Here is a 25137-nt window from a genome sequence, read left to right on the forward strand (position 1 = left end):
GCCCGGCAAGTATCAAGCGATGAACGGTCCAATCGGCGCCCGGCGCGCTCAGTCGCCGAATCCAACAATACCTTTCACTTCAAGAAACGCCTCAAGTCCCCATTCGGCGTATTCGCGTCCATTGCCCGACTGCTTATATCCGCCGAACGGCGAGCCCGCATCCCACGACGGATAGTTCAGATACACGCTGCCCGCACGAAGCCTGAACGCCACGCGCCGCGCGCGCTCCAGATCGGCGGATTGAACATAGGCCGCGAGGCCGAAGGGACTGTCGTTCGCGATCTCAATCGCTTCTTCCTCATCACGATACGGCATGATCGCGAGCACCGGGCCGAAGATCTCTTCGCGCGCGATCGTCATGGAAGGGCGCACAGCCGCGAAGACCGTCGGTTGCACGTAATAGCCGCGTTCCAGACCCGGCGGACGCCCGAGGCCACCGGCCACGACTTGCGCGCCTTCGTCGATGCCGGCCGCAATCAGCCGCTCCACACGCTCGAATTGGACGCTGCTGACCACCGGACCCATGGTCGTGCGCTCGTGATCGGCGGGGCCGACGCGTTGCGCCTGCGCCGCGCGCCGCGCGATCTCCACTGCTTCGTCATGGCGCGCCGCGGGCACGAGCATGCGCGTCGGCGCATTGCACGACTGGCCGCTGTTGTTGAAGCACGAGTTGACGCCGGCCGTCACAGCCGCTTCGAAATCGACGTCGTCCAGCAGAATGTTCGCGGACTTGCCGCCCAGTTCCTGATGCACGCGCTTCACAGTCGGCGCCGCGAGCTTCGCGATCTCGACGCCCGCGCGTGTCGAACCGGTGAACGACACCATATCGACATCGGGATGTGCCGCGAGCGCCGCGCCGACAGTCGGCCCGTCGCCGTTGACGAGATTGAACACGCCCGGCGGCACGCCTGCCGCGTCGAGTATCTCCGCGAACAGCAACGCATTGAGGGGCGTGACTTCGCTGGGCTTGAGCACCATCGTGCATCCGGCCGCAATGGCGGGCGCGGCCTTGCAGACGATCTGGTTGATCGGCCAGTTCCATGGCGTGATCAGCGCGACCACGCCGACCGGTTCGTGATTGACGAGCGTCGTGCCCTTCCTGCGCTGCCACGCGAACGTCTCGCATGTGCGAATCAGTTCTTCGAGATGCCGCCGCCCGATGCCCGCTTGCCACGCACGCGCCATCGCGCGCGGTGCGCCGAGTTCGCGCGAGATCGTGTCGCCCATTTCGTCCTGACGTTCGAGAAATACTTCGAGAATGCGGCGGATCAATGCGAGGCGTTCGGCCGGCGTGGTCTGCGAGAACGACACGAACGCGCGCTTCGCGGCGGCTACCGCGCGATCCACGTCAGCGGGCGTGCCCATCGCCACTTCGGCGATGGCTTGCTCGGTGCAGGGATCGACGACGGCACGGCGTGCGTCGGTGGAGGGCTCGACCCACGCGCCATCGATATAAAACTTCAGTGCGTTGAGCATGTAGTCACGTTTCTTCAGAGAGAGGTTAGGCGCGCGCCGCGTTGGAGCGGCGGCTCACCACGACGATCATTACGAGGCACAGCGTCAGCGCGGTCAGCATCGTGCTGATCGCGGCGATGGTCGGATCGATCTCGTCGCGCAGCGCCACGAACATGCGGCGCGTGAGCGTCTGGTTCGAACCGCCCGACACGAACAGCGCGACCACCGTTTCGTCGAGCGCCTGAATGAACACGAACACCGCGCCGGAAATGACGCTTGCCTTGATCTGCGGCAGCGTCACCGTCATGAAACTGCGAAAGCGATTCATGCCGAGACTGCGCGCGACCATCTCTTGCGTGCGGTCGAAAGTGCGCAGATCGGCGCCGACCGAAATCAGCACATACGGCAGCCCGAGCATTGTATCGGCGAGAATCAGGCCGCCGAGCGTATTGACGTAGCCGGCCTGAGAGTACACGAAGAACACGCCGACCGCGACGATGATGATCGGCACCATCAACGGCAGCATCAGCAGGGTGCGCAGATAGCGCATGATCCAGTGCGTGCCGTTCTGGATCGCGTAGGCGGCGGCCACGCCGAGCGGCGTGGCGATCAGCGCGGCGCAGATCGAAGCACTCAGCGTGGTGCGCGCCGCGTCGATCCATGCGGGATTGTCGAAGAACGAGTGATACCAGCGCAGCGAGTAGGCGGGCGGCGGGAAGGTCATGAAGCGCGTGTCGGAGAACGACAGCGGCACCACGATCAGCACCGGCACCATCAGGAACAGCAGAATCAGCACGACGCTCGCGCCGAGGACGATCCGTCCGAACGGGAGTTTGTTCATTTCGCGCCCAAGGTCTTGTCGAGTGGCACCACGCGGCTCGCGGCATAGAAAATCGCGAACACGCAGATCAGCAGCACAACGCTTACCGCACTCGCCGCGCCCCAACTGTTGTAGATCTCGACGTTGCGGCTCACCACCATCGACACCATGATCGACTTGCCGCCGCCCATCAGTTCAGGCGTGATGTAGAAGCCGAGGCACAGCACGAACACGAGCGTGACGCCGGCGAACACGCCGCTCAGCGACAGCGGCAGGAACACGCGCAGGAATACGTGCAGCGGCGAGCCGCCGAGACTCGCACCGGCTTGCGAAAGATTCGACGGGATTTTCTGCATCGCCGAATAAAGCGGCAGCACCATGAACGGCAGCAGGATATGCACCATCGCGATGACCGTGCCGAACTGGTTGTAGGCAAGCTGCACTGGCCGGTCGACGAGTCCCGAGGCGATCAGCGCCTTGTTCACCAGCCCCGTGCGCTGCAACAGCACGAGCCACGCATAGGTGCGCACGAGTACGCTGGTCCAGAACGGCAGAATCACCATGCCGAGCACAAGCGCGCTCAGCTTCGGCGGCAGCGAGGCGGCGAAGTACGCCACCGGATAGCCGAGCAGCAGCGTGATGACGGTCACGATAATGCTCAGCTTGAACGTCAACAGAAACGTATCGAGGTAAGCGCCGGTCAACATGCGCCGGTAGTTTTCGAGCGTGAAGCCGTCGTGATAGATGGACTGCCACGACAGCCACGCGAGCGGCACGACCAGCAGCACCACGATCACGAGGAGCGCCGGGGTCATCAGGAGAAGCATCGTGCGGTCCTCGCGGCGCTGATAGCGCGCGGCGGGATCGGACTCGGTGGCCTGCATCAAGGTGGTTCCCTGGAGCATCCGTTTGGCGGTTGTCATCATGCACCTACGGCGTCGAGAAACTGATACCACGCCGCGACGAGTCTCACACCCGGCGCGCGCAGCGAATGGAAGGGCACCGGCCGCAGACCGGGCGCGCCGAGCAGTGAAAGCTCGGGCGTTTCGCCGAGCGCGAGCGCGGCGGCATGCTGGCCGAGCAGGCTCGCCATCGCGACGCCTGCCCCGTTATACCCCAGACAAAAGGTCGTGGCGTCGTCGCTGCGTCCCACATGCGGCAGCGAATTGAACGTCATGCCCACATAACCCGACCAGCGATATTCCACGCGCAGGTCTGCGAGATCGGGAAAGAGCGCGACCATGGCGCGCTGCAGCGCGTCGAAGCCGGTTGTTTGCCCTTCCTTGCCGAACGCGTCGCGTCCGCCGAACAGCATGCGGCCGTCCACTTTGCGGAACCACTTCATCATGCGCCGCGTTTCGGTGTAGCTGCGGCGCTCGACCATCAGGCGCGCGTCGAGGTCGGCGGGAAGGCGTTCGGTGGCGATCATCGCGCTGCGAAACGGTACGAGTTCGCGCTGATACGGTGCGGTGGCCTCGGTGAGATCCGAATACGCATTGGTCGCGACGATGACCTGCTTCGCGCGCACCGTGCCGCCGGGTGTGCGCAGCGTCACGCGCGGCTCGCCGGGCGCGCGTTGCATGTGCTGCACCGGTGTCGATTCGTAGATCGGCACGCCGCGCAGCGTGAGGCCGCTCGCGAGTCCGCGCACGTATTCGAGCGGCAGAATGGTGCCGGCGTCCGCGCTCAGCACGCCGCCGACAAAGCCCTTGGAACCCGTCTCGCGTTCGATGTCGGCACGCGATTGCGCGGTCATGGAGGTATCGCCGAGATTCGTGCGAACCCAGTCGGCTTCAGCGCGGATCGCGGTGAGCGCGGTGTCCGTGTGCGCGCAGCGCAGGCTGCCGGTGTGTTCGAAGCGGGCACCCGCCAACTGGAATTCATCGACCAGCGTCTCGACGACCCGCACGCCGTCGTGCGCGAGACGATGCATGCGCTTCGCGGTTTCGAGGCCGTGCAGCTTGTCGATGGTGGGAAACGACAGTCGGAACTTCGACGACACCACGCCGCCATTGCGCCCGCTCGCGCCCCAGCCCACCGGATTCGCATCGAGCACCACGCAGTCGACGCCGCGCTTTTGCAGCGTATACGCCGCGGCGAGCCCCGAGTAGCCCGCACCGATCACGGCGACCTCGACGTCGAGATCGTGCGTGAGGGGTACGCCGGTGCTGACCGCCGCAGCGGCGCCAGGCGATGCCGTCAGGAGCGCGCGCCAGAGCGAATCAGGCGCGGGCGTGGGAGGTGTCATCGGCGCGAGCATCGGCTCAGGCGGCGAGGCGTGCTTCGGCTTCGACAGCGTCCGCGAGCGCGCCCAGCGTCGCGAACTTGAAGGTCGGCGTGGTCACCGCTTCTGGCACGGGCGTGGCGCCGAAGCCCTTCACGTTCTGACGGCGCTCGATCCAGCAGGTCGCATAGCCGAGTTTCGTGGCGATGCCGATGTCGTGATACTGGCTCTGCGCGGTGTGCAGGATTTCGCCGAATTTGTAGCCGAACGCCGCCTGACGGCCGCGGTTGTACGCGAAGAATTGCGGGTCGGGCTTGGCCACGCCGGTTTCATCGCAGCAGACGGTGTCGTCGAACGGATCGCCGAGCGTGTGCGCGTAGGCCGAGAGTGCCACGCGGTCCGCGTTGGTCATCGCGACCAGGCGGAAGTGCTTGCGCAGACGCTTGAGCGCCGCGACCGAATCCGCGAACGCCGGCCATTCGAGCACGTCGCGCTGGAAGGCGGCGGCCGATTGTGCGTCGTCAGGCAGACCGAGTTCTTTCGCGAGCGACAGATAGACATTCGCCATTTCGTGGCTCGAACGGCCCGGATAAGCCGCACGGCCGCGCATGTACGGCTCGAAAATCTGGTCGTCGGTCAGGTCCTTCGCTTTCGGGCCGCCAATGCGCCTAACGGAGGCGAGCACGCCGCGCTCGAAGTCGATGAGTGTGCCGACGACGTCGAACGTCAGGACCTTGAAATCGGTGAGCTTCATGAAATCATCCTTTTGCAATGTGCGGTGAAACGGAGAGGGAGTGCCCCATGCGTGGGCGGAGAAAATCAGGCGGGCACGACGATCGTGTCCTGCGGGTCGAGCGTGACGCTCATCTGCGCGCCCGGCTCGGGAATACGGCGGCGCGCGTCGTGGCCGCCGGGTTGCCTGAGGCTGATCGCGGTGCCGTCGGCGAGCGCGGCGAACACGCGCAGACTTTCGCCCTGATACAGCACCTCGGTGACGCGGCACGATAGACGGTTCACGCCGCCGTTGCCATCGCCGCCGCCGTCGATCACGAGTTTTTCGGTCTGCACCGCGAGCAGCAGTTTGTTGCCATGCGGCAGCGGATGCGCGGTGCGCAGAACGGTATCGCCGAGACGCACGGCGTCGTCGCCGGCGCGCGTCACGTCGAGCAGCGTCGCCTCGCCGATGAAGCTCGCCACGAAGGCATCGCACGGGCGGTCGTAGAGCCGTTCAGGAGTGTCGATCTGCACCAGCCGGCCGTTCTTCAGTACGGCCACGCGGTCGCTCATGGTGAGCGCTTCGCGCTGGTCATGCGTCACATAGACGATCGTCGCGCCGAGCTTGCGATGCAGCCGCCGTAGTTCGATCTGCATGGTTTCGCGCAGTTGCTTGTCGAGCGCGGAGAGCGGCTCGTCCATCAGGATCAGTTGCGGCTCGAACACCATCGCGCGGGCGAGCGCCACGCGCTGCCGCTGGCCGCCGGAAAGCTGACCGATGCCGCGGCTTTCGTAGCCGGAGAGTTCGACCATCGCCAGCGCGTCGGCGACTTTCTTCGCCCACGTGCCTTTCGGCTGACGGCGCGCGCGCAACGGAAACGCGACGTTCTCGCCGACGCTCATATGCGGAAACAGCGCGTAGTTCTGAAACACGATGCCGATGTCGCGTTTATGCGGCGGCGCAAATGTAATGTCGCGTTCGCCGACCCAGACCGCGCCCGAACTCGGCTGCACGAAGCCGCCGAGAATGCCGAGCAGGGTGGTCTTGCCCGAGCCTGAAGGGCCGAGCAGCGAGACGAATTCGCCGGGGGCGATGTCGAGTGAAACGTCGTCGAGGGCCACCACCTGGCCATAACGTTTCGCTGCCGATCGGATCGAAACACCTGTTTTCGCTCGTGCGTCCATTGCGTCATGTCTCGCTGTAGAAGCCTGCGTTAGGGAAAATATAGGCTTCGCCTTTTTTGGCGGCAATTCCCAAATTGTTGGAGAAGGCATAACATCAGATCATGCCTAATCTCCGCAAAAAACTGCCGAGCGCCAATGCGCTGTTCGTGTTCGAAGCCGCCGCGCGCTGCGGCAACTTCACGCGCGCGGCGCAGGAGCTATATGTGAGCCAGCCCGCGGTGAGCCGCATGCTCGCGCGCATGGAGGACCATCTCGGCGTGCGGCTGTTCGAGCGCGTGCGCGGCGGCATCGAGTTGACCGAGAACGGCAAGATTCTGTATCGGAAGATCTCCGAGGGCTTCAATGGCATTGAAGGCGCGATCCGCGAGATCGAGGCGCGCGCCACCGGCGTGGAGTCGGTCACGCTGTCGGTGTCCACGGCCTTCACCACGCACTGGCTGATGCCGCGCATGAACCGGCTGAATCAGGCGTTCCCCCATGTCGACTTGCGGTTCCAGTTGATCTCGGGGCGCATCGGCGGGCCGCTCGTCGACGTGGATCTGGGCATGCGCTTTCGGCGCGAGGACGAAATCGGCGAGAACAGCGTGCTGGTCATGCCGGAGACGCTGCTGCCGGTGTGCAACCGGCGCTACGACGAGATCGCGGCCACCGAGGCGGGGCGCGCGCACGGCGACACGGTGATCGTGATGGACGACGGCGAGCGCGGCTGGCATGAGCGCTTTGAAGCGTTCGCGGCACACGGCCGGCACGCCGCGAGCATGTTGAGTTTCAACGACTACGCGATCGTCGTGCAGGCCGCGTTGCTCGGCCAGGGCGTGGCGCTCGGCTGGTTGAACGTGGTGTCGCACTGGCTGCTGGAAGGCGCGCTTCAGCCGGCCGAACAGGAACTGATCGTCACCAACCGGCGCTGCTGTCTGGTGTGGCCGGAGAGCCGCCCGCTGCGGCCCGCCGCGGCGGACGTGCGCGACTGGATCATCGAGGAAACGCGCGCGGACGTGCGCGCGGTCGATCGGGCGTATCCGAAGTTGGGTTTGCGCCGTTCGCTGGCCGACGCAGGATTGGCGATCGGGTAAGGGCGCGGGCACCCATCGACCCTTCCGGCGCAGTGCAATGCTGCCGCCGTTGTCTCAAGGCTGGTTCCAGACGTCATTATTCGGTCACGAACCTCACGCAGTATTACCGGCGGCCTTCAATCGGCCGACGGCCCGCGGGCCGGCCCGCCTTCAACGTTTTTCGCACATCCACACGGACAAAAGCGCCCACGCACGACGCCGCGCGCCCGATCCGTCGACAAACAAGCCTTCCAATCAAGGAGACACCGTGTCCCGTTCAAGAATCTTTGCTCTGACGGCGATCGCTTCGTCGCTTTTCTTCGCAACGGCCGCGCATGCCGGCATCGATCTCATCGCGGTCGGCCAGCTCAGCGGCCTCGCCAGCGACTTATCGAAGGAAACCGCGGCGCCGCTGGAGAACGGCGTGGCGGGCAATCTGCTCGGTGGTCTCGGTTCAGGCATCGCTTACGCGGGATGCCATACGTTCGTCGCCGTACCGGACCGCGGCCCGAATGCGGTGTCGTACAACCCGGCGATCGACGACACCGCTTCGTATATCAACCGTTTTCAGACTTTGCGCCTGCGCCTGAAACCCGGCGCGAGCGGTGCGTCGCTTCCGTACACGATGACGCCGACCCTGCTCGCCACGACGCTGCTCCGCACCGACGACAGGCTGGTCTACGGCACAGGCGCTGCCGCGGGCGTGCCCAACGGCGCGCCCGCGCTCAACCGCCGCAACCACACCAACTACTTCACCGGCCGCTCCGACAACTTCGATCCGACACGCCTGTCGACGAACGACCGCGACGCGCGCTTCGATCCCGAAAGCGTGCGCGTGAGCAACGACGGCGACAGCGTCTTCATCTCGGACGAGTACGGCCCTTACGTGTATCGTTTCGACCGCCGCAGTGGCCGCCGGATCGACACGTACAAGCTGCCGGATGCGTTCGCGGTTGCCACACTGAGCCCGATCGGCAACGACGAAATCTCGGAGAACATCTCGGGCCGTGTCGCCAACAAGGGCATGGAAGGTCTCGCGATCTCGCCGGACGGCAAGACGCTGTTCGGCGCGATGCAAAGCCCGCTGATCCAGGATGGCGGCACGAAAGGCGCGTACACGCGCATCGTCAGGATCGACGTGCGCACCGGCAAGACGACCCAGTTCGCGTATCCGCTGACGAACATCGGCACGGCAGCTAAACCCAAATATCCGACCATTAGCGACGTGGTGGCCGTCAACGATCACGAATTGCTGATGGATGAGCGGGACGGCCAGGGCCTGGGCGATAACTCGACGGCCGTGTTCAAGAAGGTGTTCCATATCGACCTGAACGGCGCTCAGGACGTGAGCAACGCAAGCGGCGAGGGCGGCCTTGCGCCGTATGCGGTGCAAAAGACGCTGTTTGTGGACCTGGTCGCCGCGCTCACCGCCCACGGCTACAACGCGAACGATATTCCGGCGAAGCTGGAAGGTCTGGCATTCGGTCCCGATGTCGTGGTGGGCGGTGTGAAGAAGCACACGCTGTTCGTTGCCAACGACAACGACTTCATAGGCACGGTTACCGATACCAACCACCCGGCCGGTATCGCGAACCCGAATCAGTTTTTCGCCTTCGCGTGGGACCCGAGCGACTTGCCCGGTTACGTTGCGCAAAAATTGCCTGGCGTGGATGACGATCATCGCGGCGACCACCGCCGCGACCACGGCGAGTCGGACCGCATGTGCGGCTTCGATCGCGACGACGATCATTGAAGTGCCGACGCGCGTCTCGTAGTTTCCGACGCGCATTGAGGCAGCAGAAGGGCGGCGCTGGCCTGTGCCGGCGCCGCTCCATCAAGCTAGGCTTCGGCGCCTTGCGCCACGATCAGATCCAGCGAGCCCGCCAGAATTGATCTGGCTGTTTGAGGGTCGTCGACAGCACGCGCCAGCGTCACCGCGCCGACGATGGTCGCGACAATGCCGAGCGCCAGGCTTTCGCTATCGCCGGCCAACGTCTGCGCGATGCGCGACGCCAGCTTGTGCACGTATTGCGTCAAACTCTCGCGAACCGCCGGCGCCGCGTGCCGCGCTTCGCCGGCAAGCGAGCACAACGCGCAGCCGTTGCCCGGATCCTTGATGTGTTTCTCGCTGAGAAACATTTCGGCGATCACGCGCAGCGGTTCTTTCTTCGCCGAGCCGTTCGCATTTGCCGCCGCGACAGTGGCGGCGATCCGTTTCTCGCTCAGCGCGACGGCATACTCCAGCGCCTCGACGATCAACGCGTCACGCGACTCGAAGTGACCGTAAAACGCGCCATGCGTGAGACCGGCGCGCCGCATGCAGTCCGCCACGCCGAGCGCCTCGATGCCATCTTCCCGAATCTGCCGCGCCGCTGTTTCCAGCACACGCTGCCGGCTTTCTGCTTTTTGCGCCTGCGAGTAGCCCATCTCCATCACCCCTCTTGACAATCTGCATGATGAGCATAATACTGAAAATGTGCATGATGATCAACATGCAGAATGTTGGATGAGGGCATCTTTCGCGGATGTCCGCACGCGGCGGCGTTTGTTGGCCGCTTAACCGTTACAGGCGTCGCACGGCCGTGACTATCGGCGCGTTCGCGGCGCAATCAAGGAGAGAGATGATGCGTTTCTCAGGAAAGACAGCGTTGATTACCGGTGGGAATAGCGGCATTGGTTTCGTCACGGCGAAGCTGCTGATTGCCGAAGGCGCGAAGGTGGTGGTCACCGGCCGCGACGGTGCGAAGCTGGATCAGGCCGTGTCCGAACTCGGCGACAACGCGCTCGGCGTGCGGGCGAATCTGGATAACGAAGCGGACATCGACGCGTTGTTCGAACAGATCAAGAGCAAATTCGGCTCGCTGGACATCGTGTTCGCGAATGCCGGCATCTCGGGTCCGACGCCGCTCGGCGGCACGACGGCCGCGGCGTTCGAGGCCATTCTGCGCACCAATCTGACGGCGGTCTTTCTGACGGTGCAAGCCGCATTGCCGCTGATGAGCGCGGGTGGCGCGGTCGTATTGAACGGCTCGGTGATGCGTGAACTCGGCTCGCCTGGTTCGTCGGCGTATTCGGCCACCAAGGCGGGCATCACGGGTATGGCGAAGGTCTTCGCGTCGGAACTGGTGCAGCGTGGTATTCGCGTGAATACAGTGATCCCGGGCGGCACGCGTACGCCGATCTGGACGCGTGGCGCGCGCGAGGGCGCGACGCTCGACGGCACCGAACAGGCGCTCGCGCCACGTGTTCCGATGGCGCGCCTCGCCGCTCCGGAAGAAGTCGCCGCGGCCGTGTTGTTCCTTGCTTCCACCGACGCGTCGGGAATGACCGGCGCGGAAATCGTCGTGGATGGCGGCACGATCGGGGCACCGTGGGGCGCGCCGATTTTCCGTCAGGCGTAAGCGGCATTCAAGGCAGGCAGCCGCGTCGCTCGACATGCAGGCGGCGCGGCTAGCAAGCTCAATACGCTCCGCTCACCAGATTCATCGGCGTATCGTTGACGAAGCTCTCGATGTTATCCATCAACTGATTCGCCAGACTCTGCTGCGCTTCATCCGACGCCCACGCCACATGCGGCGTCAGAATCACATTCGGCCGGCCGGCGGCGCGCAACAGTGGGTTATCGTCGGCGGGCGGCTCGCCCGCGGTCACGTCGAAACCGGCGCCGCTGATCAGCCCTTCGTCGAGCGCCTGCACGAGCGCGGCTTCATCCACGAGTCCGCCGCGCGCCGTGTTGATGATCAACGGCCGGCGCTTCATCGCGCGAAAATCGGGCATGGCGAGCATATTGCGCGTTTGCGGCGTGAGCGGACTGTGCACGGTGATGATGTCGCTCGTCGCGAGCACGTCGTCCCACGGCGTGTATAGCGGGCCGAGACCTTCGCGTCCTTTGTGCGCGGCGAACATCGGCTGCATGCCGAAGGCTTTGGCGAGTTCCGCTACACGCTGCCCCAGCACCCCTTCGCCGATGATGCCAAGCCGCGCGCCGGCCAGATCGTGAATCGCGTGTGTGAAGAAACAGAACTGTCCGGACTTCTGCCACTCGCCAGCGAGCACGTCGTCGCGATAGGCGACCAGATTGCGCCGCAGCGCGAGGATCAGCGCGAACGTATGCTCGGGCACCGTGTTGATCGCGTAGCCGCGAATATTGCTCACCGCAATGCCGAGCCGCTGAGCCGCCGCTTTGTCGACGCAATCCGTGCCGGTCGCGGCCACCGCAACGAGCTTCAGTTGCGGCAACTGCTCCAACACTTCCCCCGTCAGCGCCACCTTGTTGGTAATCGCAATCGACGCGCCGGCCAGACGCTCGATCACTTGCTCCGGCGTGGTGCGCTCGTGCTCGATCAACTGATGCTCGAAGCGCGGCTCGCGCAGCACGATTTGTGGCGCAAGGGTCGAGCGGTCCAGAAAAACGATCTTATGCATGGTCATGTCCCCGATGATTTACAGATGCCGCTTCGCTTCAGCGACGATATGCTGCGCAGTGATGCCGTAGTGCTCGTACAGCGTCTCCGCCGAAGCGGAAGCGCCGAAACCGGTCATGCCGACAAAGCCGCCGCGCTCACCAAGATAGCGGTCCCAACCAAACCGCAACGCCGCTTCCACGCCGACTCGCACGGTGCCCGCGCCAAGCACGGCTGCGCGATAGGCGCCGTCCTGTTCGTCGAAAATCTCCCAGCACGGCATGGACACCACGGCCGTCGCGATGCCTTCGTCCTGCAACTGGCGGCGCGCCTGCACGGCCAATGCGACTTCAGAACCGGTTGCCAATAGCGTCACGACGCGCGCGCCGCCCTCAGCCTCTTCGAGTACATAGGCGCCACGTTGCGACAACGGCTCGGCGCTATGTTCCCGGCGCACCAACGGTAGCGCCTGGCGGGCGAACACCAGCGTGCTCGGCCCGCGCCGATGTTCGAGCGCGAGCGCCCAGCACTCGGCGGCTTCGACGGCATCGGCGGGACGCAGCACGCGCATGTTCGGCATCGCGCGCAGCGAGGCGAGAATTTCGACGGGTTGATGCGTCGGTCCATTTTTGCCGACGCCGATCGAATCGTGACTGAACACGTAGTGCACCGGCAGGCCCATCAGCGCCGCCATGCGCATGGCCGGACGCTGATAGTCGGAGAACGCCAGATAGGTGACGCTGGTCGCGATCACGCCGCCATGCGCGGCCATGCCGTTGGCCATCGAGCCCATCACATGTTCGCGCACGCCGCAGTGGACGTAGGCGCCGCTGCGGTCCTCGGCCGTAAAGGCATGCAGCTGACGCTTGTGGCCGGTGGGCGCTTCGAGATCGGCGCAGCCCACCATGCGTTCCGGCAGCAGCGGCGCGAGCAGATCGCTGATCTCGCCCGACACGGTGATGCCGGGCTGCGGCTCGTCGCGCTCCACGGCGCGTTTGCGGTAGTCGGCCAGCACGTCGCGCCAGCCGTGCGGCAGGTGGCCTGACTGGACCCGTTCGAACTCGTCCCGCTGCGCGGCGGGCAACGCGGCGAGACGTTCGTGCCATGCGTAGTACTGCGGGTCGCTACGCCGTCCTGCCGCGCGCCACTCTCCGAGAATCTCCGCGGGTATCTCGAATGGAGCGTGCGGCCAGCCGAGTGCGTCGCGGGCCGCGTCGGCGTCCGCCTGGAACAGCTTGCCGCTGTGACCGCCGCGCTGTCCTTGCAGACGCGCAATGCCGCGGCCGATCACGGTCTTGCACGCGATCATCGAAGGCCGCGGGTCGGCGCGGGCGATAGTCAATGCCGCCGACACCGCTTCGAGATCGTGTCCGTCGACCTCGATGACATGCCAGCCGCCGACGCGAAAGCGCGCGCAGACGTCCTCGCTGATCGAGAGGGAAGTGCTGCCGTCGTCGGTAATCCGGTTGTCGTCCCAGCAGAGGATCAGCTTGCCGAGTTGCAAATGGCCGGCCAGCGAAATCATCTCCTGGCCGACGCCTTCCTGCAGACAACCATCGCCGACGAATGCATACGTGTAGTGGTCGACAAGGCCGCTGCCGAATTTTGCCGCGAGATACGCTTCGGCGATCGCCATGCCGAACGCGTTGGCGATGCCCTGGCCGAGCGGACCGGTGGTGGCCTCGATACCGTGCGCGGGTTCGTACTCGGGATGCCCCGCGCAGTGCGAGCCGAGTTCGCGGAAAGACTTGATCTGTTCCAGCCCGATCGCGTCATATCCGGTCAGATACAACAGCGAATACAGCAGCAATGAGCCGTGGCCGTTGGAGAGGACGAAGCGGTCGCGGTCGGGCCAGGTCGGATCAGCCGGATTGAATTTCAGGTGGCGCGTGAACAGCGCGGTCGCGATTTCCGCCATGCCGAGCGGCACGCCCTGATGGCCTTCGCCGGCGCGCAGAATCGCATCGATGGAAAGGAAGCGGATCGCGTCGGCTAACGGCAAGGGCGCGGTTTGCGCAACCTGGACCTGCGGCGTGATCGAAGCAGGCGAAGCATTCAATGCGGCAGACGGGGCTTCGGTGGTGGACATGGCAAAAGGCTCCTCTACGCCGCTGCTTCACGGGCAGCGGCGGCAGTCAGACAAATTGAATCAATCGATTGGCGTGGCCCAAAGAAGCGGGCGGAAGAACATCGCGCGAAGCCTTGCGGTTTTGGCCTCGCGCTTCAGGAGATCAAAGGCTCAATGCAGGAAGCCCGTCGAAATCCACGGCACGGCGGCCACGATGATCAGCCCGGCCATCAACGCGGCGATGTAGCCGAGAATCGGCTTCATGCCTTCGTCCGGATGGATGCGGCTCACTGCGCAAGCCGAGTAGTAGCCCACGCCGAACGGCGGCGCGAACAGGCCCACGCCCATCGAGAGGATCACGACCATTGCGTAATGCACATCGTGGATATGCATGGCCCGCGCGATCGGAAACATCAGCGGACCGAACAGCACGATGGCCGGAATGCCTTCGAGCACGCTGCCGAGAATCACGAACATGCAGATCGATGCCGCCATGAACATCGCCGCGCCGCCCGGCAAAGCGCCCAGCGTCTGCGCGAGTTGGCCCGAGAAGCCGGATTGCGTCAAAGCCCACGCCATCGCGGTGGCCGCGCCGATGATCAGCAAGATCGCGCCGGACAGCGTGGCCGTATCGATCAGCATCGGCTTGAGCCGCTTCCACTCGAAGCGGCGATAGATCAGCAAGCCGGCCAGCACCGCATACGCAATGCCGATGGTGGAGACTTCGGTCGCCGTCGCGATGCCTTCGACCACCGCCGCGCGAATCACGAACGGCAGCGCGAGCGCCGGAAACGCGATCACCAGCTTGCGCAGAATCTCGCTGCGCGTCGCGCGCTTGACGCTCGACATGTCCTCGCGCCGATAGCGCCATTGCACGACGATGCACAGCGTGATCGCCAGTACGATGCCCGGCAGCATGCCGCCGGTGAAGAGCGCGGAGATCGACACACCGGTCACCGAGCCGAGCGTGATCAGCACGAGGCTCGGCGGAATCGTCTCGGTCTGCGCGCCGGTCGCGGCGAGCAGCGCGACCAGGTCGCCGGGTTTCGCGCCGCGCGCTTTCATCTCCGGGAACAGGACCGGCGCGACTGCGGCCATGTCGGCGGCCTTCGATCCTGAGATACCGGAGACGAGATACATCGCGCCGACCAGCACGTACGAAAGACCGCCGCGCACGTGACCCAGCAGGCTCGCGAGAAACGCGATCATCGCCGCTGCCATGCCGGTCATCTCGATCAACTGGCCGAGGAACACGAAAAGCGGCACGGACAGCAGGATCAGATGCGACATGCCTTCGTCCATGCGGCCGACCACCACCGGCATTGGCGTGTTCGTGGTCAGCGCGAGATAACCGAAGGTGGCGAGACCGAACGAGAACGCGATAGGCACGCCGCTCAGCACGCCGAGCGCCACGAGGCCGACAAAGAAAATGAGCAGGTTGATATTGCCAAGATCGCGCAACACCGGTCCGAGCGCGATAAAAATGCCGACCAGCGCGCCGACCGTCGCGACCGCGCCCAGCACGAGACGCCAGTTGCCCATGCGCGCGAGGCGCACTACGGCGACCAGCAGCATCAGTGCGGAACCGATCGGCAAGGCGGCGGCGCGCCACGAATTCGACAGTTCGAGCGCGGGCGTGGTGATGAACGACTCGTCCTGCGCGAAGCTGATGGCCGGCCCGATCACCATCGCGAGAAACGCGATCGGCGCGGCGATCGCCACGACGTCGAGAAACGCGCGCACGCCCGGCGGCGCCATGCCGACCAGCGCCGTCATCCGCATATGCTCGCCGCGCCGCAAGGCGATCACGGCGCCGAGCATGGCGAGCCAGAGGAACAGCATGGAGGCCAGTTCGTCGGACCAGACGAGCGGCGCGTGCAGGATATAGCGGCTCGTCACGCCGGCCAGCAGCACGACGATTTCCGCCAGCACGAGCAAGGCAGCGGGAATCTCCACCAGATGCCCGAGCGCTGAATCGAGCGCACAGGCGAAGCGGTGCTGCCGCTCGTGTGAGTAAGAGATCGAGATCATCGCATCACCCCAGTTTTCCGACCGACTTCTCCAGCAGACCCCAGGCTTCATCGCCGTATTTGCTCTTCCAGTCGTGGTAGAAGCTCGTCTTGGCCAGTGCGGCGCGGAACGACTCACGATCCACGTCGATGAAAGTAATGCCCTTGGTTTTCAGATCGTCGCGCAGGGAACCGCTCAGCTTCGCGATGTCCGCGCGCTGCAGCATCGCGGCCTTTTCGAATTCGCGTGTGACGATCGTGCGCATGTCCGCCGGCAGTCGCTCCCACGCGGCGCGGTTGCCGAGAATCCAGTAACCGTCCCACACGTGCGAAGTGAGGCTGATGTACTTCTGCACTTCATAGAGCTTGGCCGTGGCGATGATCGGCAGCGGATTTTCCTGGCCTTCCACCACACCGGTCTGCAAGGCCGAATAGAGTTCATTGAAGTTGATCGGCGCGGGGCCCGCGTCGAGCGCCTTGAACAGCGAAGTCAGCATCGGCGCTTGCGGCACGCGGATCTTGAAGCCTTTCAGATCGGCCGGCGCACGCAGCGCGCGCGTGGACGAGCTGATCTGCCGGAAGCCGTTGTCCCACACCTTGCTGACCGAAACGAGTCCGGACTTGCCGATCTGCCCGCGAATGTAATTGCCTAGGTCGCCGTCCATGGCTTTCCACACCGCGTCGTAGTCCTTGAACGCGAAGCCGGTATTGACGATGCCCGCGGCCGGCGTGAGCGTGGCGAGAATCGACGAGGCCTGGTTGAAAAACTCCACACCGCCGTTGCGCACTTGTGAGAGGAGGTCGGTGTCGGAGCCGAGCTGGTTCTGCGGAAACAGCTTGATGTCGAGGCGGCCGTTGGTCGCTTCGCGAATGTGATTGATCGCCTCCTGAGCGCGGATATTGACCGGATGCGTCGGGTCCTGGCCGGTGGCGAGTTTGTACGAGAACTCGGGCGCCGCCATGGCGCGCCGCGAGACGCTCCACAACGGCACGGCTGCGGACAAGGTCGCGCCGGCTTTCAGAAAGGTGCGGCGGCTGATGCCCTGCGGGGCGTTCGAACGGGTAGTCATGGTGTCTTCCTCCAATGTGGCGTGTCGTTATGTTTTCTGGGGTCGCGAGCGCGGGGGCTGCACGTGTCGCGCGCCGCGTCCGTTTGTTCTCTACTACGAGGTCTCCATCGAGGCCGCCGGCCTCCCGCCGCGCAGCCTGTCCTGCTGGACGAATCGGCGTTGAATCAGCCGTGAATCAGCATGCCGCCGTTCACGTCGATCACCGCGCCGGTGATATACGACGACAGGTCCGACGCGAGGAACAGGAACGCGCCGGCCACATCGTCGGGTACGCCGAGGCGATTCAGCGGAATGCCCGAAAGAATTTCGACGCGTTTGTCGTCGCTAATCTTGCCGGCGTTGATGTCGGTCTGGATCAGGCCTGGCGTCACGCAGTTCACGCGAATGCCGTCGTTGCCGAGTTCGCGCGCCATCGCTTTCGCCAGACCGAGCACGCCGGCCTTGGCCGCCGAATAATGCGGGCCGCCGAGAATGCCGCCGCCGCGCTGCGCCGATACCGACGACATGCAGCCGATCGAACCGCTCTTCTGCTTCTTCATTTGCGGCACGACCGCTTGCGACAGATACAGCACGCCACGCAGGTTGACGTCGAGAATGCGGTCCCAGCTTTCCGGGTCGATGTCGAGGAATTTGGCCGCCTGGGTGATGCCGGCGTTATTGATCAGGATATCGATCGAACCGAAATCGGCGACGGTGCGCTCGACGGCGGCCTGGCATGCGCCACGGTCGGTGACATTGCACACATAGCCGCGATGCTCCGGCCCGATCGACGCCGCAGCCTCTATAGCGGCGTTTTCGTCGAGATCGAAAATGGCGATGCGCGCGCCATGAGCGGCAAACTTGCGTGCGGTCGCCATGCCGATGCCGCGCGGCGACGCGCCGCCGGAAATAACGGCGACCTTGCCGTCGAGAAGACGTGACTCTGACATGTTGCGGATCTCCTGAATGTGATGTTTATGGTTTGCTACTGTCTTTGCTATCGGTGACTACACTTGCTTGTACTGATGAAATCGACGCCTAGCGCAGCCAGCCTTTGATCGTGTCGCACATCGCTTCGGTCGAAATGCCGTAGCGGTCGTGCAGCGTCGGCAGCGCGCCGGCGTCGAGGAAAGCGTCGGGCAGGCCGATCTGACGGAAGGGCGGGGTGACGCCGTTGGTGAGCAGCACGGTGGCGACCGCCTCGCCGAGGCCGCCGATCACGGTATGGTTCTCCGCGACGATCACGAGGCGCCCCGGACGGCGCGCTTCGCGCAGCAGTGTGACGGCATCGAGCGGCTTGATGGTCGGCACGTGCAGCACGCCCACGTCGATGCGGTCGGCGGCGAGCGCCGTGGCCGTTTCGAGCGCGCGCATCGTCATGATCCCCGACGAGATGATCAGCACTTCGGCGCCGTCGCGCAGCAGCTTCGCCTTGCCGAGTTCGAACTGATAGTCGTATTCGTCGAGCACGACCGGCACGTTGCCGCGCAAAAGCCGCGCGTACACCGGGCCGCGATGGTCGGCAATGGCCGGCACCATCTGCTCGATTTCGAGTGCGTCGCACGGGTCGATCACCGTGAGGTTCGGCATCGCGCGGAACAGAGCGAGGTCTTCTGCCGCCTGGTGACTTGGACCGTAGCCGGTCGTGAGGCCGGGCAGCGCGCACACCAGCTTGACGTCGAGGTTGTCCTCGGCGATCGCCTGATGAATGAAGTCGTACGCGCGGCGCGCGGCGAACACCGCATACGTGGTGACGAACGGCTGCGCGCCTTCGTGCGCCATGCCGGCGGCTGCGCCCATCAACAGTTGTTCGGCCATGCCCATCTGATAGAAACGCTCGGGAAATTCCTTCGCGAATAGATGCAGGTCGGTGTATTTGCCGAGGTCGGCGGTCATGCCGACCACTTCGGGCCGGTTGCGCGCCAGCTCCACCAGCGCGTGGCCGAACGGAGCGGAGCGGGTGATCTGGCCTTCGCCGGCGATCGAGGCGATCATCGCCGAAGTCTTCAGACGCGGTTTCGGTGCGGCGGCGCTCATACGGTTCTCCCGGCTTCGAGCGCCTGCAGCGCGAGTTGCCACTCGTGCGCATCGACGCGGATAAAGTGGTTCTTCTCGCGTGCTTCGAGGAACGGCACGCCGCAACCCATGCGCGTATCGCAGACGATGATGCGCGGCTGCGCTTCGGGATGCGCGCGCGCTGCATCGAACGCGGCGACCACAGCCGCGAGATCGTTGCCGTCCACACGCTGCACGAACCAGCCGAACGCGAGCAGCTTGTCGACCAGCGGCTCGAATGCCATGACCGCCGAAGATGGCCCGTCGGCCTGCTGGTTGTTGACATCGACCATTGCGATCAGGTTGTCGAGCTTCCAGTGCGCGGCGGACATCAGGCCTTCCCACACCGCGCCTTCGTCGAGTTCGCCGTCCGAAAACAGCGTGTAGACGGTGGCGTCCGAACCCTTGCGCTTCAGACCCAGGCAGCGGCCGACCGCGATCGTCAGCCCCTGGCCGAGCGAGCCGCCGGACATCTCCATGCCGGGCGTGTAGCTCGCCATGCCGGACATCGGCAGGCGGCTGTCGTCGCTGCCGTAGGTCTCCAGTTCTTCGTCGGCGATGATGCCGGCTTCGATCAGCGCCGCGTACAGCGCGATCGCGTAGTGGCCGTTGGAAAGCAGAAAGCGGTCGCGGCCTTCCCAGTCGGGATCGTCGGCGCGATAACGCATGGCGCGGAAATAGGCGACCGCCAGCACGTCGGCAATGTCGAGCGCCTGGCCGATATAGCCTTGCCCTTGCACCTCTCCCATGCGCAGCGCGTTGCGGCGGATCTGGTAGGCGTGCTCCGCGAGCTGGGGGTACGGTGCGGGTTCTCTGGGATTCACTGTCTCGTCTCCTGTTTTGCGTGGGCTGCATTCCATGCCGCAGCCAGTGATGACAAGCGTAATCGGACACCAGATATCGCTCAAACGAATTAAGATGGCCGATAGATGAATTGAATTCACGTGGATGCTGCCATGCACAATCGCGTTACGCTCAAGTCGATACAAGCCTTCGAAGCAGCCGCCCGGCTCTCGTCGTTCGCGCTCGCAGCAGAAGAACTGTTCGTGACGCCCTCGGCGGTTAGCCATCAAATCAAGCTGCTCGAAGAGCAATTGAGCATTCGTCTGTTCCATCGGCTGCATCGCACGGTGCTGTTGACGGACTCGGGAAGGCAATACGCAGAGGAAATCAGCTCGGCATTCGCGCGCATCGACGCGGCTACGCGCGAGATCGGCCGCGTGGCGAAGAGCGACATCCTCACGATTCACTGCACGCCGAGTTTCGCGACCCAATGGCTGATGCCGCGCATCGCGCGTTTCAGCGCGGCGCATACCGATATCGACGTGCGTTTGAATGCGTCATCGGAAGCGGCGGACCTGATTTCGGAAGCGGTCGATATCGACATCCGCTATGGTCCGCGCAAGCTGCAACCGGCCGGCACGCTGGTGCTGGAATTGCCGCCGGAGACGATCGTGCCGCTATGCGCGCCCGCGCTGATGAGCGGCGACTATCCGCTGCGTAGCGTCGCGGACTTGCAGCACCATCCGTTGATTCATAGCGAGGGCTGCCTGGTCGGCTGGCGGGACTGGATGCGTTTGCATCGTAAGACGCGGATCGATATTGGACGCGGGCCGCGTTTCGACCGCTCGTTCATGGCGTTGAGCGCGGCGGTGGATGGACTGGGTGTGTGTCTGGAGAGTCTGCTGCTTGCGCAGCGCGAGTTGGAAACCGGGCGACTGGTCGCGCCGTTCGGCGTGGATGGCCTGAACGTGCATGGCTACACGCTGAATCTGTTGAAGTCGCGTGCGGATTTGCCGAAGCTGCGCAACTTTCAGGACTGGTTGTTTGCTGAACTGCAGCGGTGAGGTGCGCGCCGCCGTCGCGCAACTCAACAGCAGGTAGCGCGCCTAGCCGACGCGTTCGATGGAATCGCTAAACCGATGCGCTTCATGCCGCGGCATTTCGAACACTGCTGGTTGCAGTGTCTTGCCGTGACGTGAGCGCAGCGCCCTGATCATCGTGAACAGCGAGCGCACATCGGCGGCGCTGGCCGACGCGTCGAAATACGGCGCGATCTGTTCCAGCACTTCGATCGCTTCGTCACTCCGGCCTTGGTCGCGCAGCAGTGCCGCCATGGCCAGCGACGCGCGCAGCTCCCACATTCTCGCGCCCTGCGCGCGGGACATTTCGAGTGCCGTCGCGAAACAGGTGAGCGCGTGAGTGAGCCTGTCGCTGAATTCTTCGCCGGCACCGGCTTGCACACCGGCTTCAGCGTGCGCGGCGATCCCGAGCACACGCCAGATTTCCGGCACAAACATCAGTTCACCGTGATGCTGGCAAAACGCCAGCGCGTCGTTCAGACGGCTGGTCGCTTCGCGAGTGCGTCCCACGCTCACGAGCGCCTCCGCATGCACGACGACAAACAACGTAACGAGGCGCCTGAAGCCGCGCGCAATCAACGCATCGAGCGATGCGGCCAGGATCGGCAGCGCCGGCGCCACCTGTCCGTCGAGGATGTCGCGGTAAGCGCTCAGGCAGCCGCAATACTCCACCCACGCGTCGAAGCGATGCAGCGCTGCCTGCGAGCGCATGATCTCCAGGTACGCCCCGGCGCGGCTCAGATCGCCTGACAGCAGCGCGAGCGGCGCGGCCACGGCGCCGAGCATGTGCGTGAGCGATGGCTCCATCGTTTCCGGGCGAACCCGGCTCACGAGCGTATCGACCAGCGTCATGGCCTCACCAGGCTGGCCCTGAAGCCAGGCGATCCGCGCGAGCGTCCCATTGCAATAGACGAGCGGATCGACGGCGAACGCGCTGTCCCGCTGCGACTCGCCCTCAAGTTGCGCAAAGCGTTCGCGCGCGCCCAGCAGTCTCCGTTTGGCCTCCGCGTGCTGCCCGAGACAATGCTGCGATATGGCCACTGCCTGGTCGCCCAGAACGGCTTGCCATGCATTGCTTTCGTCTTCGGCGAGACGCTGCAATTGCCGCGCGAACTTCATCGATTCGTGGATGTTGCTGCTGGAGAGCATCATGTTCCATAGGCCCCACAGCGCGCGCGCCTGAAACGCGCGGTCGCCGCTCGCGATCGCCAGCGCGAAGACATCGCGCCACAGTTCGGCCGAACGCGCCACGCACCCGTGAACCGACGGCAAGGCCGTCGCCAACGCCGCGCGCAGCCGCATCTCGCAGGCGGCGCCCACCGTGCCGACCGGAAGCTGGTCGAGTACGCCGACCGCCCGTTCGGCGCGTGCGCAGGCCTCCGCGATCATGCCGCCGTCGAGTAGCGCATCGGCGAGGTTGGACGCGAGATCGACGCCGAGACACACATCGCCTTCGGGGGAGAAGGCCCAGTCGAACGCGCTGCGCGCGTCGTCGAATGAGTGGTGGAGAATCGTGGCGCGCACGGCGTCGCGCGGCACGGCCGGCGCCGTGCGCAACTGAAAGCAGGTGGACAGATAGCGCGCGTGGCGCGAAGCGAACGCCGGGCGCTCGCCTTCGGACTGCAGTTTTTCCAACGCGTAGGCTCGCGTCGATTCGGGCAGCCGGTACTTGGCGACCGGCCCGTCGAACTCGACGTTGGCGAGCGATTTGGCCAGCAGTTCGCTGATCCCGCTGATCGCGTTCGCGATCGTCAACGTGGAATCGCACACGACCGCGCACATGGCCTCGAACGTGAACACGCCGCCGAACACTGCGATCCGCCGGAAGAGAGACTGCGCGTCTTCGTCGAGTAATGCGAAGCTCCAGTCGAAGGTGGCGCGCAAGGTCTGATGGCGCGGCAGCGCGGTGCGGTAGCCGCCCGCGAGAATCGCCATGCGATCGTCCAGCCGCCGATGCACGCCTTCCACGCCGAGCGCCGCGACGCGCGCCGCCGCCAGTTCGATCGCGAGTGGAATGCCGTCCAGCCGGCGGCAAATCTCGCCGACCAGCCGCAATTCGGCGCTCTCGGCCCCCACCTTGTACTGCAATGAGTTGGCGCGCAGCAGAAACAGATTCACGGCCGACTGTTGCAGGATCTCCGCATCGGTGCAATGCAAGCGCGGTACGTCCAGGGGATCCACGCGAAATACGGTTTCGGGCATGATGCGCAGCGGTTCACGGCTCGTCACGAGCACACGCAGCGAATCGCTTTCCGCTGTCAATGCTTCCACGATTTCGGCCACGAAACCAATCACATGCTCGGCATTGTCGAGCACCAGTAGCCGATGCCTGTGCGCGAGCGCCGCGGCGAGTTGCGTGACGGTGGGCGTCGCGCCTTCCGTGAGCAGTCCGCAGCCTTCCGCAATGGCGCCGAGTACGCCGTCATACGTGGTCAGCGTGGCCAGTTCGACGAAGCAGGTTGGCTCGGCGAAATTCTCTTCGGCTTGACGCGCGGCTTCGATCGCGAGACTGGTTTTGCCGATGCCGCCCGCGCCCACCAGCGTCAGCACGTGCGCGTCGTGCAGCATCGCGCGGAGTTGTTCGACTGCCGCGTCGCGGCCCACGAGGCGGCTTTTGGGCGAAGGCAAAGGACGCCCGGCGCAAACCTGATCGGCGGGCCGCACAGGGGCCGGCTTTTGCCGATGCACAAGCTGATAGCCGCGGCCGGGCACGGTGAGAATCAGATGCCGGTCCGCGCCGAGAATTTTGCGCAACGCTGACAGATGCACCTGGATGTTGTTCTCCTCCACCACGGTGTTCGGCCAGACCGCATTCATCAATTCGTCTTTCGTGACGAGACGGCCGGCGGCGGACACGATGACGGCGAGAATGTCGAAGGCGCGTGAGCCGAGATGCAGCGCTTCGCCGTCTCGCCGCACGATGCGCATTTCCAGATCGATTTGAAAGCGGCCTAGTTCAATCATGTCGTTTTCAAGTCCCGGGACAATGAGCGTGAGAGGGCGATGTGCCGCTCGGTGGTCAGTGAGCGCCTTGCATGTCCTTGCTGCGGCGGCGCAGGCTCGAACAGCCATCGTCGATGGGCTCGAAAGTACCTTGGCAAATCACGCGCGTCTTGTCGGTTAGTGCGATGCTTTGTAGGAAAGTCTAACGGTGCGTGCGAATACCGTTCGTTCGTTGCAAAAGCGGCATGGTTCGCGAGGCGGTAGGCGCCGTCAGCGGCGTGTGTTCGACGTCCGGCCGCTCAGCCGGCGGCCTGTCTGCGCCATGTGCCGGGCGGCGTGCCGACCAGTTGCGAGAAGGTCCGCGTGAAATGGCTCTGGTCGGAGAAGCCGCATGCAATGGCGATTTGGGAAAGGGAATAGTCCGAATTTCTCAGGAGATCGCGAGCCCGGTCGATGCGCCGTTCGAGCAGCCATTGATGCGGCGTGCGATGCGTGGTTTCGCGAAAGGCGCGAATGAAGTAGCTGCGCGAGAGGTTGCACGCGTTGGCGATTTCTTCGATCGACACGTTGCCTTGCGACTTGGCGAGCAACATGTCTTTGGCGCGCGTTTCCTGCAAGCTCGAAAGGCGCCGGGTCTTGCTGAAGGACGAGCACGCCGTGTCGCCGTATCGATCGAGCAGATGTGTGCCGATAGCGAGACCTAACTGTTCGACAAAGAGCGGGCTTGCGTCGCTCTTGCGATCCAGCGTGAGCGAGAGGATCTGCGCGAAGTGGCCGAGCGTTGGATCGTGGCGACCGGCGAGCGTGGCGAGGCGCGGCACGTTTGAACCGTTGCGCTCATAACAGGCGTTCGCGATGAAAGCACGCGACAGTTCGATCAGCACGAAATCGAATCCGCGTTGCAGATCGGCCTGGTAGTCGTCCGCGAAGTCGCGGATATAGACGCTATCCTGGCCGAAGTCGTGGGTCGTCCAACGGTGCGCCGAATAAATGCGCCGCCGGTGGCCAGGCTTGAGCGACACGCCGATCAGGAAGCCGCGATCGGAACCGTGCATGGCGACCGCGCTTGGTTTGTCGTCCGCGGTGGACTTGCGATAAAACTTGAACTCGCCCGTGTCGAGTTCGAGGTCCCGGCCGAGCTGGTTCGAGAGGCATCCAAGCGAGTCTTTGGATCGTGCGGCCGGGGCGGTGGTGGCGGTCAGTGTGGCGTTCAACATGATGGGGCACCTCGATCGTCGCGCAGCGGTCGCACTGCTTTTAGCAATTTACCTGAAAATTAAAAAATGTAAGCAAGCGGG

Annotated in this window: 20 protein-coding genes; 4 read left to right on the forward strand and 16 right to left on the reverse strand. The window is 64.5% G+C overall.

The window, feature by feature from the left end:
* Nucleotides 1–48: 48 nt before the first annotated feature.
* From B0G82_RS29545 to B0G82_RS29570, 6 genes are all read right to left on the reverse strand, one after another.
* Complete coding sequence (locus B0G82_RS29545; protein WP_121309925.1) at nt 49–1476, reverse strand: aldehyde dehydrogenase family protein; 1428 nt, start codon at nt 1474–1476, stop codon at nt 49–51.
* Between the two features lie 25 nt (nt 1477–1501).
* On the reverse strand, nt 1502–2296 hold the full coding sequence (locus B0G82_RS29550; RefSeq protein WP_121309926.1) for an ABC transporter permease: 795 nt from the start codon (nt 2294–2296) through the stop codon (nt 1502–1504).
* Nucleotides 2293–3201, reverse strand: a complete 909-nt coding sequence (locus B0G82_RS29555; protein ID WP_116147612.1) for an ABC transporter permease — start codon at nt 3199–3201, stop codon at nt 2293–2295. The genes B0G82_RS29550 and B0G82_RS29555 overlap by 4 nt, the downstream gene beginning before the upstream one ends.
* Nucleotides 3198–4535 (reverse strand): FAD-binding oxidoreductase, encoded by a 1338-nt coding sequence (locus B0G82_RS29560; RefSeq protein ID WP_121309927.1) that lies wholly within the window; start codon nt 4533–4535, stop codon nt 3198–3200. Before B0G82_RS29560 ends, B0G82_RS29555 begins: the two co-directional genes overlap by 4 nt.
* 4 nt (nt 4536–4539) lie before the next feature.
* On the reverse strand, nt 4540–5253 hold the full coding sequence (locus tag B0G82_RS29565) for an HAD-IA family hydrolase (RefSeq protein ID WP_121309928.1): 714 nt from the start codon (nt 5251–5253) through the stop codon (nt 4540–4542).
* A 65-nt stretch (nt 5254–5318) separates the two neighbouring features.
* Entirely contained in the window at nt 5319–6398 is a 1080-nt protein-coding gene (locus B0G82_RS29570) for an ABC transporter ATP-binding protein (protein ID WP_116147615.1), read from the reverse strand.
* Nucleotides 6399–6499: 101 nt separating this feature from the next.
* Between B0G82_RS29570 and B0G82_RS29580 the strand changes: the two genes are divergently transcribed.
* On the forward strand, nt 6500–7471 hold the full coding sequence (locus B0G82_RS29580; protein WP_121309929.1) for a LysR substrate-binding domain-containing protein: 972 nt from the start codon (nt 6500–6502) through the stop codon (nt 7469–7471).
* Nucleotides 7472–7718: 247 nt separating this feature from the next.
* Nucleotides 7719–9203 carry an esterase-like activity of phytase family protein gene (locus B0G82_RS29585; RefSeq protein ID WP_121309930.1) on the forward strand — a complete coding sequence of 495 codons (1485 nt, stop codon included), beginning with the start codon at nt 7719–7721 and terminating at the stop codon, nt 9201–9203.
* Nucleotides 9204–9289: 86 nt separating this feature from the next.
* On the opposite strand, the gene B0G82_RS29590 is transcribed toward B0G82_RS29585, so the two are convergent.
* Nucleotides 9290–9877, reverse strand: a complete 588-nt coding sequence (locus B0G82_RS29590; protein WP_121310923.1) for a TetR/AcrR family transcriptional regulator — start codon at nt 9875–9877, stop codon at nt 9290–9292.
* Nucleotides 9878–10074: 197 nt separating this feature from the next.
* On the opposite strand from B0G82_RS29590, the gene B0G82_RS29595 reads away from it, so the two are divergent.
* On the forward strand, nt 10075–10851 hold the full coding sequence (locus tag B0G82_RS29595) for an SDR family oxidoreductase (protein ID WP_121310925.1): 777 nt from the start codon (nt 10075–10077) through the stop codon (nt 10849–10851).
* Between the two features lie 58 nt (nt 10852–10909).
* Here the strand turns inward: B0G82_RS29595 and B0G82_RS29600 are convergent, their stop codons facing one another.
* The 7 genes from B0G82_RS29600 to B0G82_RS29630 all read right to left on the reverse strand — a co-directional run bounded on the left by B0G82_RS29600 (nt 10910) and on the right by B0G82_RS29630 (nt 19858).
* Nucleotides 10910–11875: a D-2-hydroxyacid dehydrogenase gene (locus B0G82_RS29600; protein WP_121310927.1), complete on the reverse strand. Its 966-nt coding sequence runs from the start codon at nt 11873–11875 to the stop codon at nt 10910–10912.
* A gap of 18 nt (nt 11876–11893) precedes the next feature.
* On the reverse strand, nt 11894–13942 hold the full coding sequence (gene tkt, locus B0G82_RS29605) for a transketolase (RefSeq protein WP_241974884.1): 2049 nt from the start codon (nt 13940–13942) through the stop codon (nt 11894–11896).
* Between the two features lie 150 nt (nt 13943–14092).
* Nucleotides 14093–15952: a TRAP transporter large permease subunit gene (locus B0G82_RS29610; protein WP_116147618.1), complete on the reverse strand. Its 1860-nt coding sequence runs from the start codon at nt 15950–15952 to the stop codon at nt 14093–14095.
* Between the two features lie 4 nt (nt 15953–15956).
* Entirely contained in the window at nt 15957–17000 is a 1044-nt protein-coding gene (locus B0G82_RS29615; RefSeq protein WP_121309931.1) for a TRAP transporter substrate-binding protein, read from the reverse strand.
* 164 nt (nt 17001–17164) lie between these two features.
* On the reverse strand, nt 17165–17929 hold the full coding sequence (locus B0G82_RS29620; protein ID WP_116147622.1) for an SDR family NAD(P)-dependent oxidoreductase: 765 nt from the start codon (nt 17927–17929) through the stop codon (nt 17165–17167).
* A gap of 88 nt (nt 17930–18017) precedes the next feature.
* Nucleotides 18018–19016: a transketolase family protein gene (locus B0G82_RS29625; protein WP_181916873.1), complete on the reverse strand. Its 999-nt coding sequence runs from the start codon at nt 19014–19016 to the stop codon at nt 18018–18020.
* Nucleotides 19013–19858, reverse strand: coding sequence for a transketolase (locus B0G82_RS29630; protein ID WP_121309932.1), 846 nt, complete (start codon nt 19856–19858; stop codon nt 19013–19015). The genes B0G82_RS29625 and B0G82_RS29630 overlap by 4 nt, the downstream gene beginning before the upstream one ends.
* A gap of 132 nt (nt 19859–19990) precedes the next feature.
* On the opposite strand from B0G82_RS29630, the gene gcvA reads away from it, so the two are divergent.
* On the forward strand, nt 19991–20881 hold the full coding sequence (gene gcvA, locus B0G82_RS29635; protein ID WP_181916874.1) for a transcriptional regulator GcvA: 891 nt from the start codon (nt 19991–19993) through the stop codon (nt 20879–20881).
* A 42-nt stretch (nt 20882–20923) separates the two neighbouring features.
* Here gcvA and B0G82_RS29640 read toward each other — a convergent pair whose 3' ends face one another.
* Both B0G82_RS29640 and B0G82_RS29645 read right to left on the reverse strand, forming a co-directional pair.
* Nucleotides 20924–23860, reverse strand: coding sequence for a winged helix-turn-helix domain-containing protein (locus tag B0G82_RS29640; protein WP_121309933.1), 2937 nt, complete (start codon nt 23858–23860; stop codon nt 20924–20926).
* A gap of 278 nt (nt 23861–24138) precedes the next feature.
* Nucleotides 24139–25056 carry a helix-turn-helix transcriptional regulator gene (locus B0G82_RS29645; RefSeq protein ID WP_121309934.1) on the reverse strand — a complete coding sequence of 306 codons (918 nt, stop codon included), beginning with the start codon at nt 25054–25056 and terminating at the stop codon, nt 24139–24141.
* Nucleotides 25057–25137: the final 81 nt, after the last annotated feature.

It is taken from the genome of Paraburkholderia sp. BL17N1 (genome assembly GCF_003634175.1).
GTDB lineage: Bacteria > Pseudomonadota > Gammaproteobacteria > Burkholderiales > Burkholderiaceae > Paraburkholderia.

Coding starts and splice junctions, on each gene's coding strand:
- B0G82_RS29545 (WP_121309925.1), bottom strand. CDS start 1,476: ATGCTCAACGCACTGAAGTTTTATATCGATGGCGCGTGGGTCGAGCCC.
- B0G82_RS29550 (WP_121309926.1), bottom strand. CDS start 2,296: ATGAACAAACTCCCGTTCGGACGGATCGTCCTCGGCGCGAGCGTCGTG.
- B0G82_RS29555 (WP_116147612.1), bottom strand. CDS start 3,201: ATGATGACAACCGCCAAACGGATGCTCCAGGGAACCACCTTGATGCAG.
- B0G82_RS29560 (WP_121309927.1), bottom strand. CDS start 4,535: ATGCTCGCGCCGATGACACCTCCCACGCCCGCGCCTGATTCGCTCTGG.
- B0G82_RS29565 (WP_121309928.1), bottom strand. CDS start 5,253: ATGAAGCTCACCGATTTCAAGGTCCTGACGTTCGACGTCGTCGGCACA.
- B0G82_RS29570 (WP_116147615.1), bottom strand. CDS start 6,398: ATGGACGCACGAGCGAAAACAGGTGTTTCGATCCGATCGGCAGCGAAA.
- B0G82_RS29580 (WP_121309929.1), top strand. CDS start 6,500: ATGCCTAATCTCCGCAAAAAACTGCCGAGCGCCAATGCGCTGTTCGTG.
- B0G82_RS29590 (WP_121310923.1), bottom strand. CDS start 9,877: ATGGGCTACTCGCAGGCGCAAAAAGCAGAAAGCCGGCAGCGTGTGCTG.
- B0G82_RS29595 (WP_121310925.1), top strand. CDS start 10,075: ATGCGTTTCTCAGGAAAGACAGCGTTGATTACCGGTGGGAATAGCGGC.
- B0G82_RS29600 (WP_121310927.1), bottom strand. CDS start 11,875: ATGCATAAGATCGTTTTTCTGGACCGCTCGACCCTTGCGCCACAAATC.
- tkt (WP_241974884.1), bottom strand. CDS start 13,942: ATGTCCACCACCGAAGCCCCGTCTGCCGCATTGAATGCTTCGCCTGCT.
- B0G82_RS29610 (WP_116147618.1), bottom strand. CDS start 15,952: ATGATCTCGATCTCTTACTCACACGAGCGGCAGCACCGCTTCGCCTGT.
- B0G82_RS29615 (WP_121309931.1), bottom strand. CDS start 17,000: ATGACTACCCGTTCGAACGCCCCGCAGGGCATCAGCCGCCGCACCTTT.
- B0G82_RS29620 (WP_116147622.1), bottom strand. CDS start 17,929: ATGTCAGAGTCACGTCTTCTCGACGGCAAGGTCGCCGTTATTTCCGGC.
- B0G82_RS29625 (WP_181916873.1), bottom strand. CDS start 19,016: ATGAGCGCCGCCGCACCGAAACCGCGTCTGAAGACTTCGGCGATGATC.
- gcvA (WP_181916874.1), top strand. CDS start 19,991: ATGCACAATCGCGTTACGCTCAAGTCGATACAAGCCTTCGAAGCAGCC.
- B0G82_RS29640 (WP_121309933.1), bottom strand. CDS start 23,860: ATGATTGAACTAGGCCGCTTTCAAATCGATCTGGAAATGCGCATCGTG.
- B0G82_RS29645 (WP_121309934.1), bottom strand. CDS start 25,056: ATGTTGAACGCCACACTGACCGCCACCACCGCCCCGGCCGCACGATCC.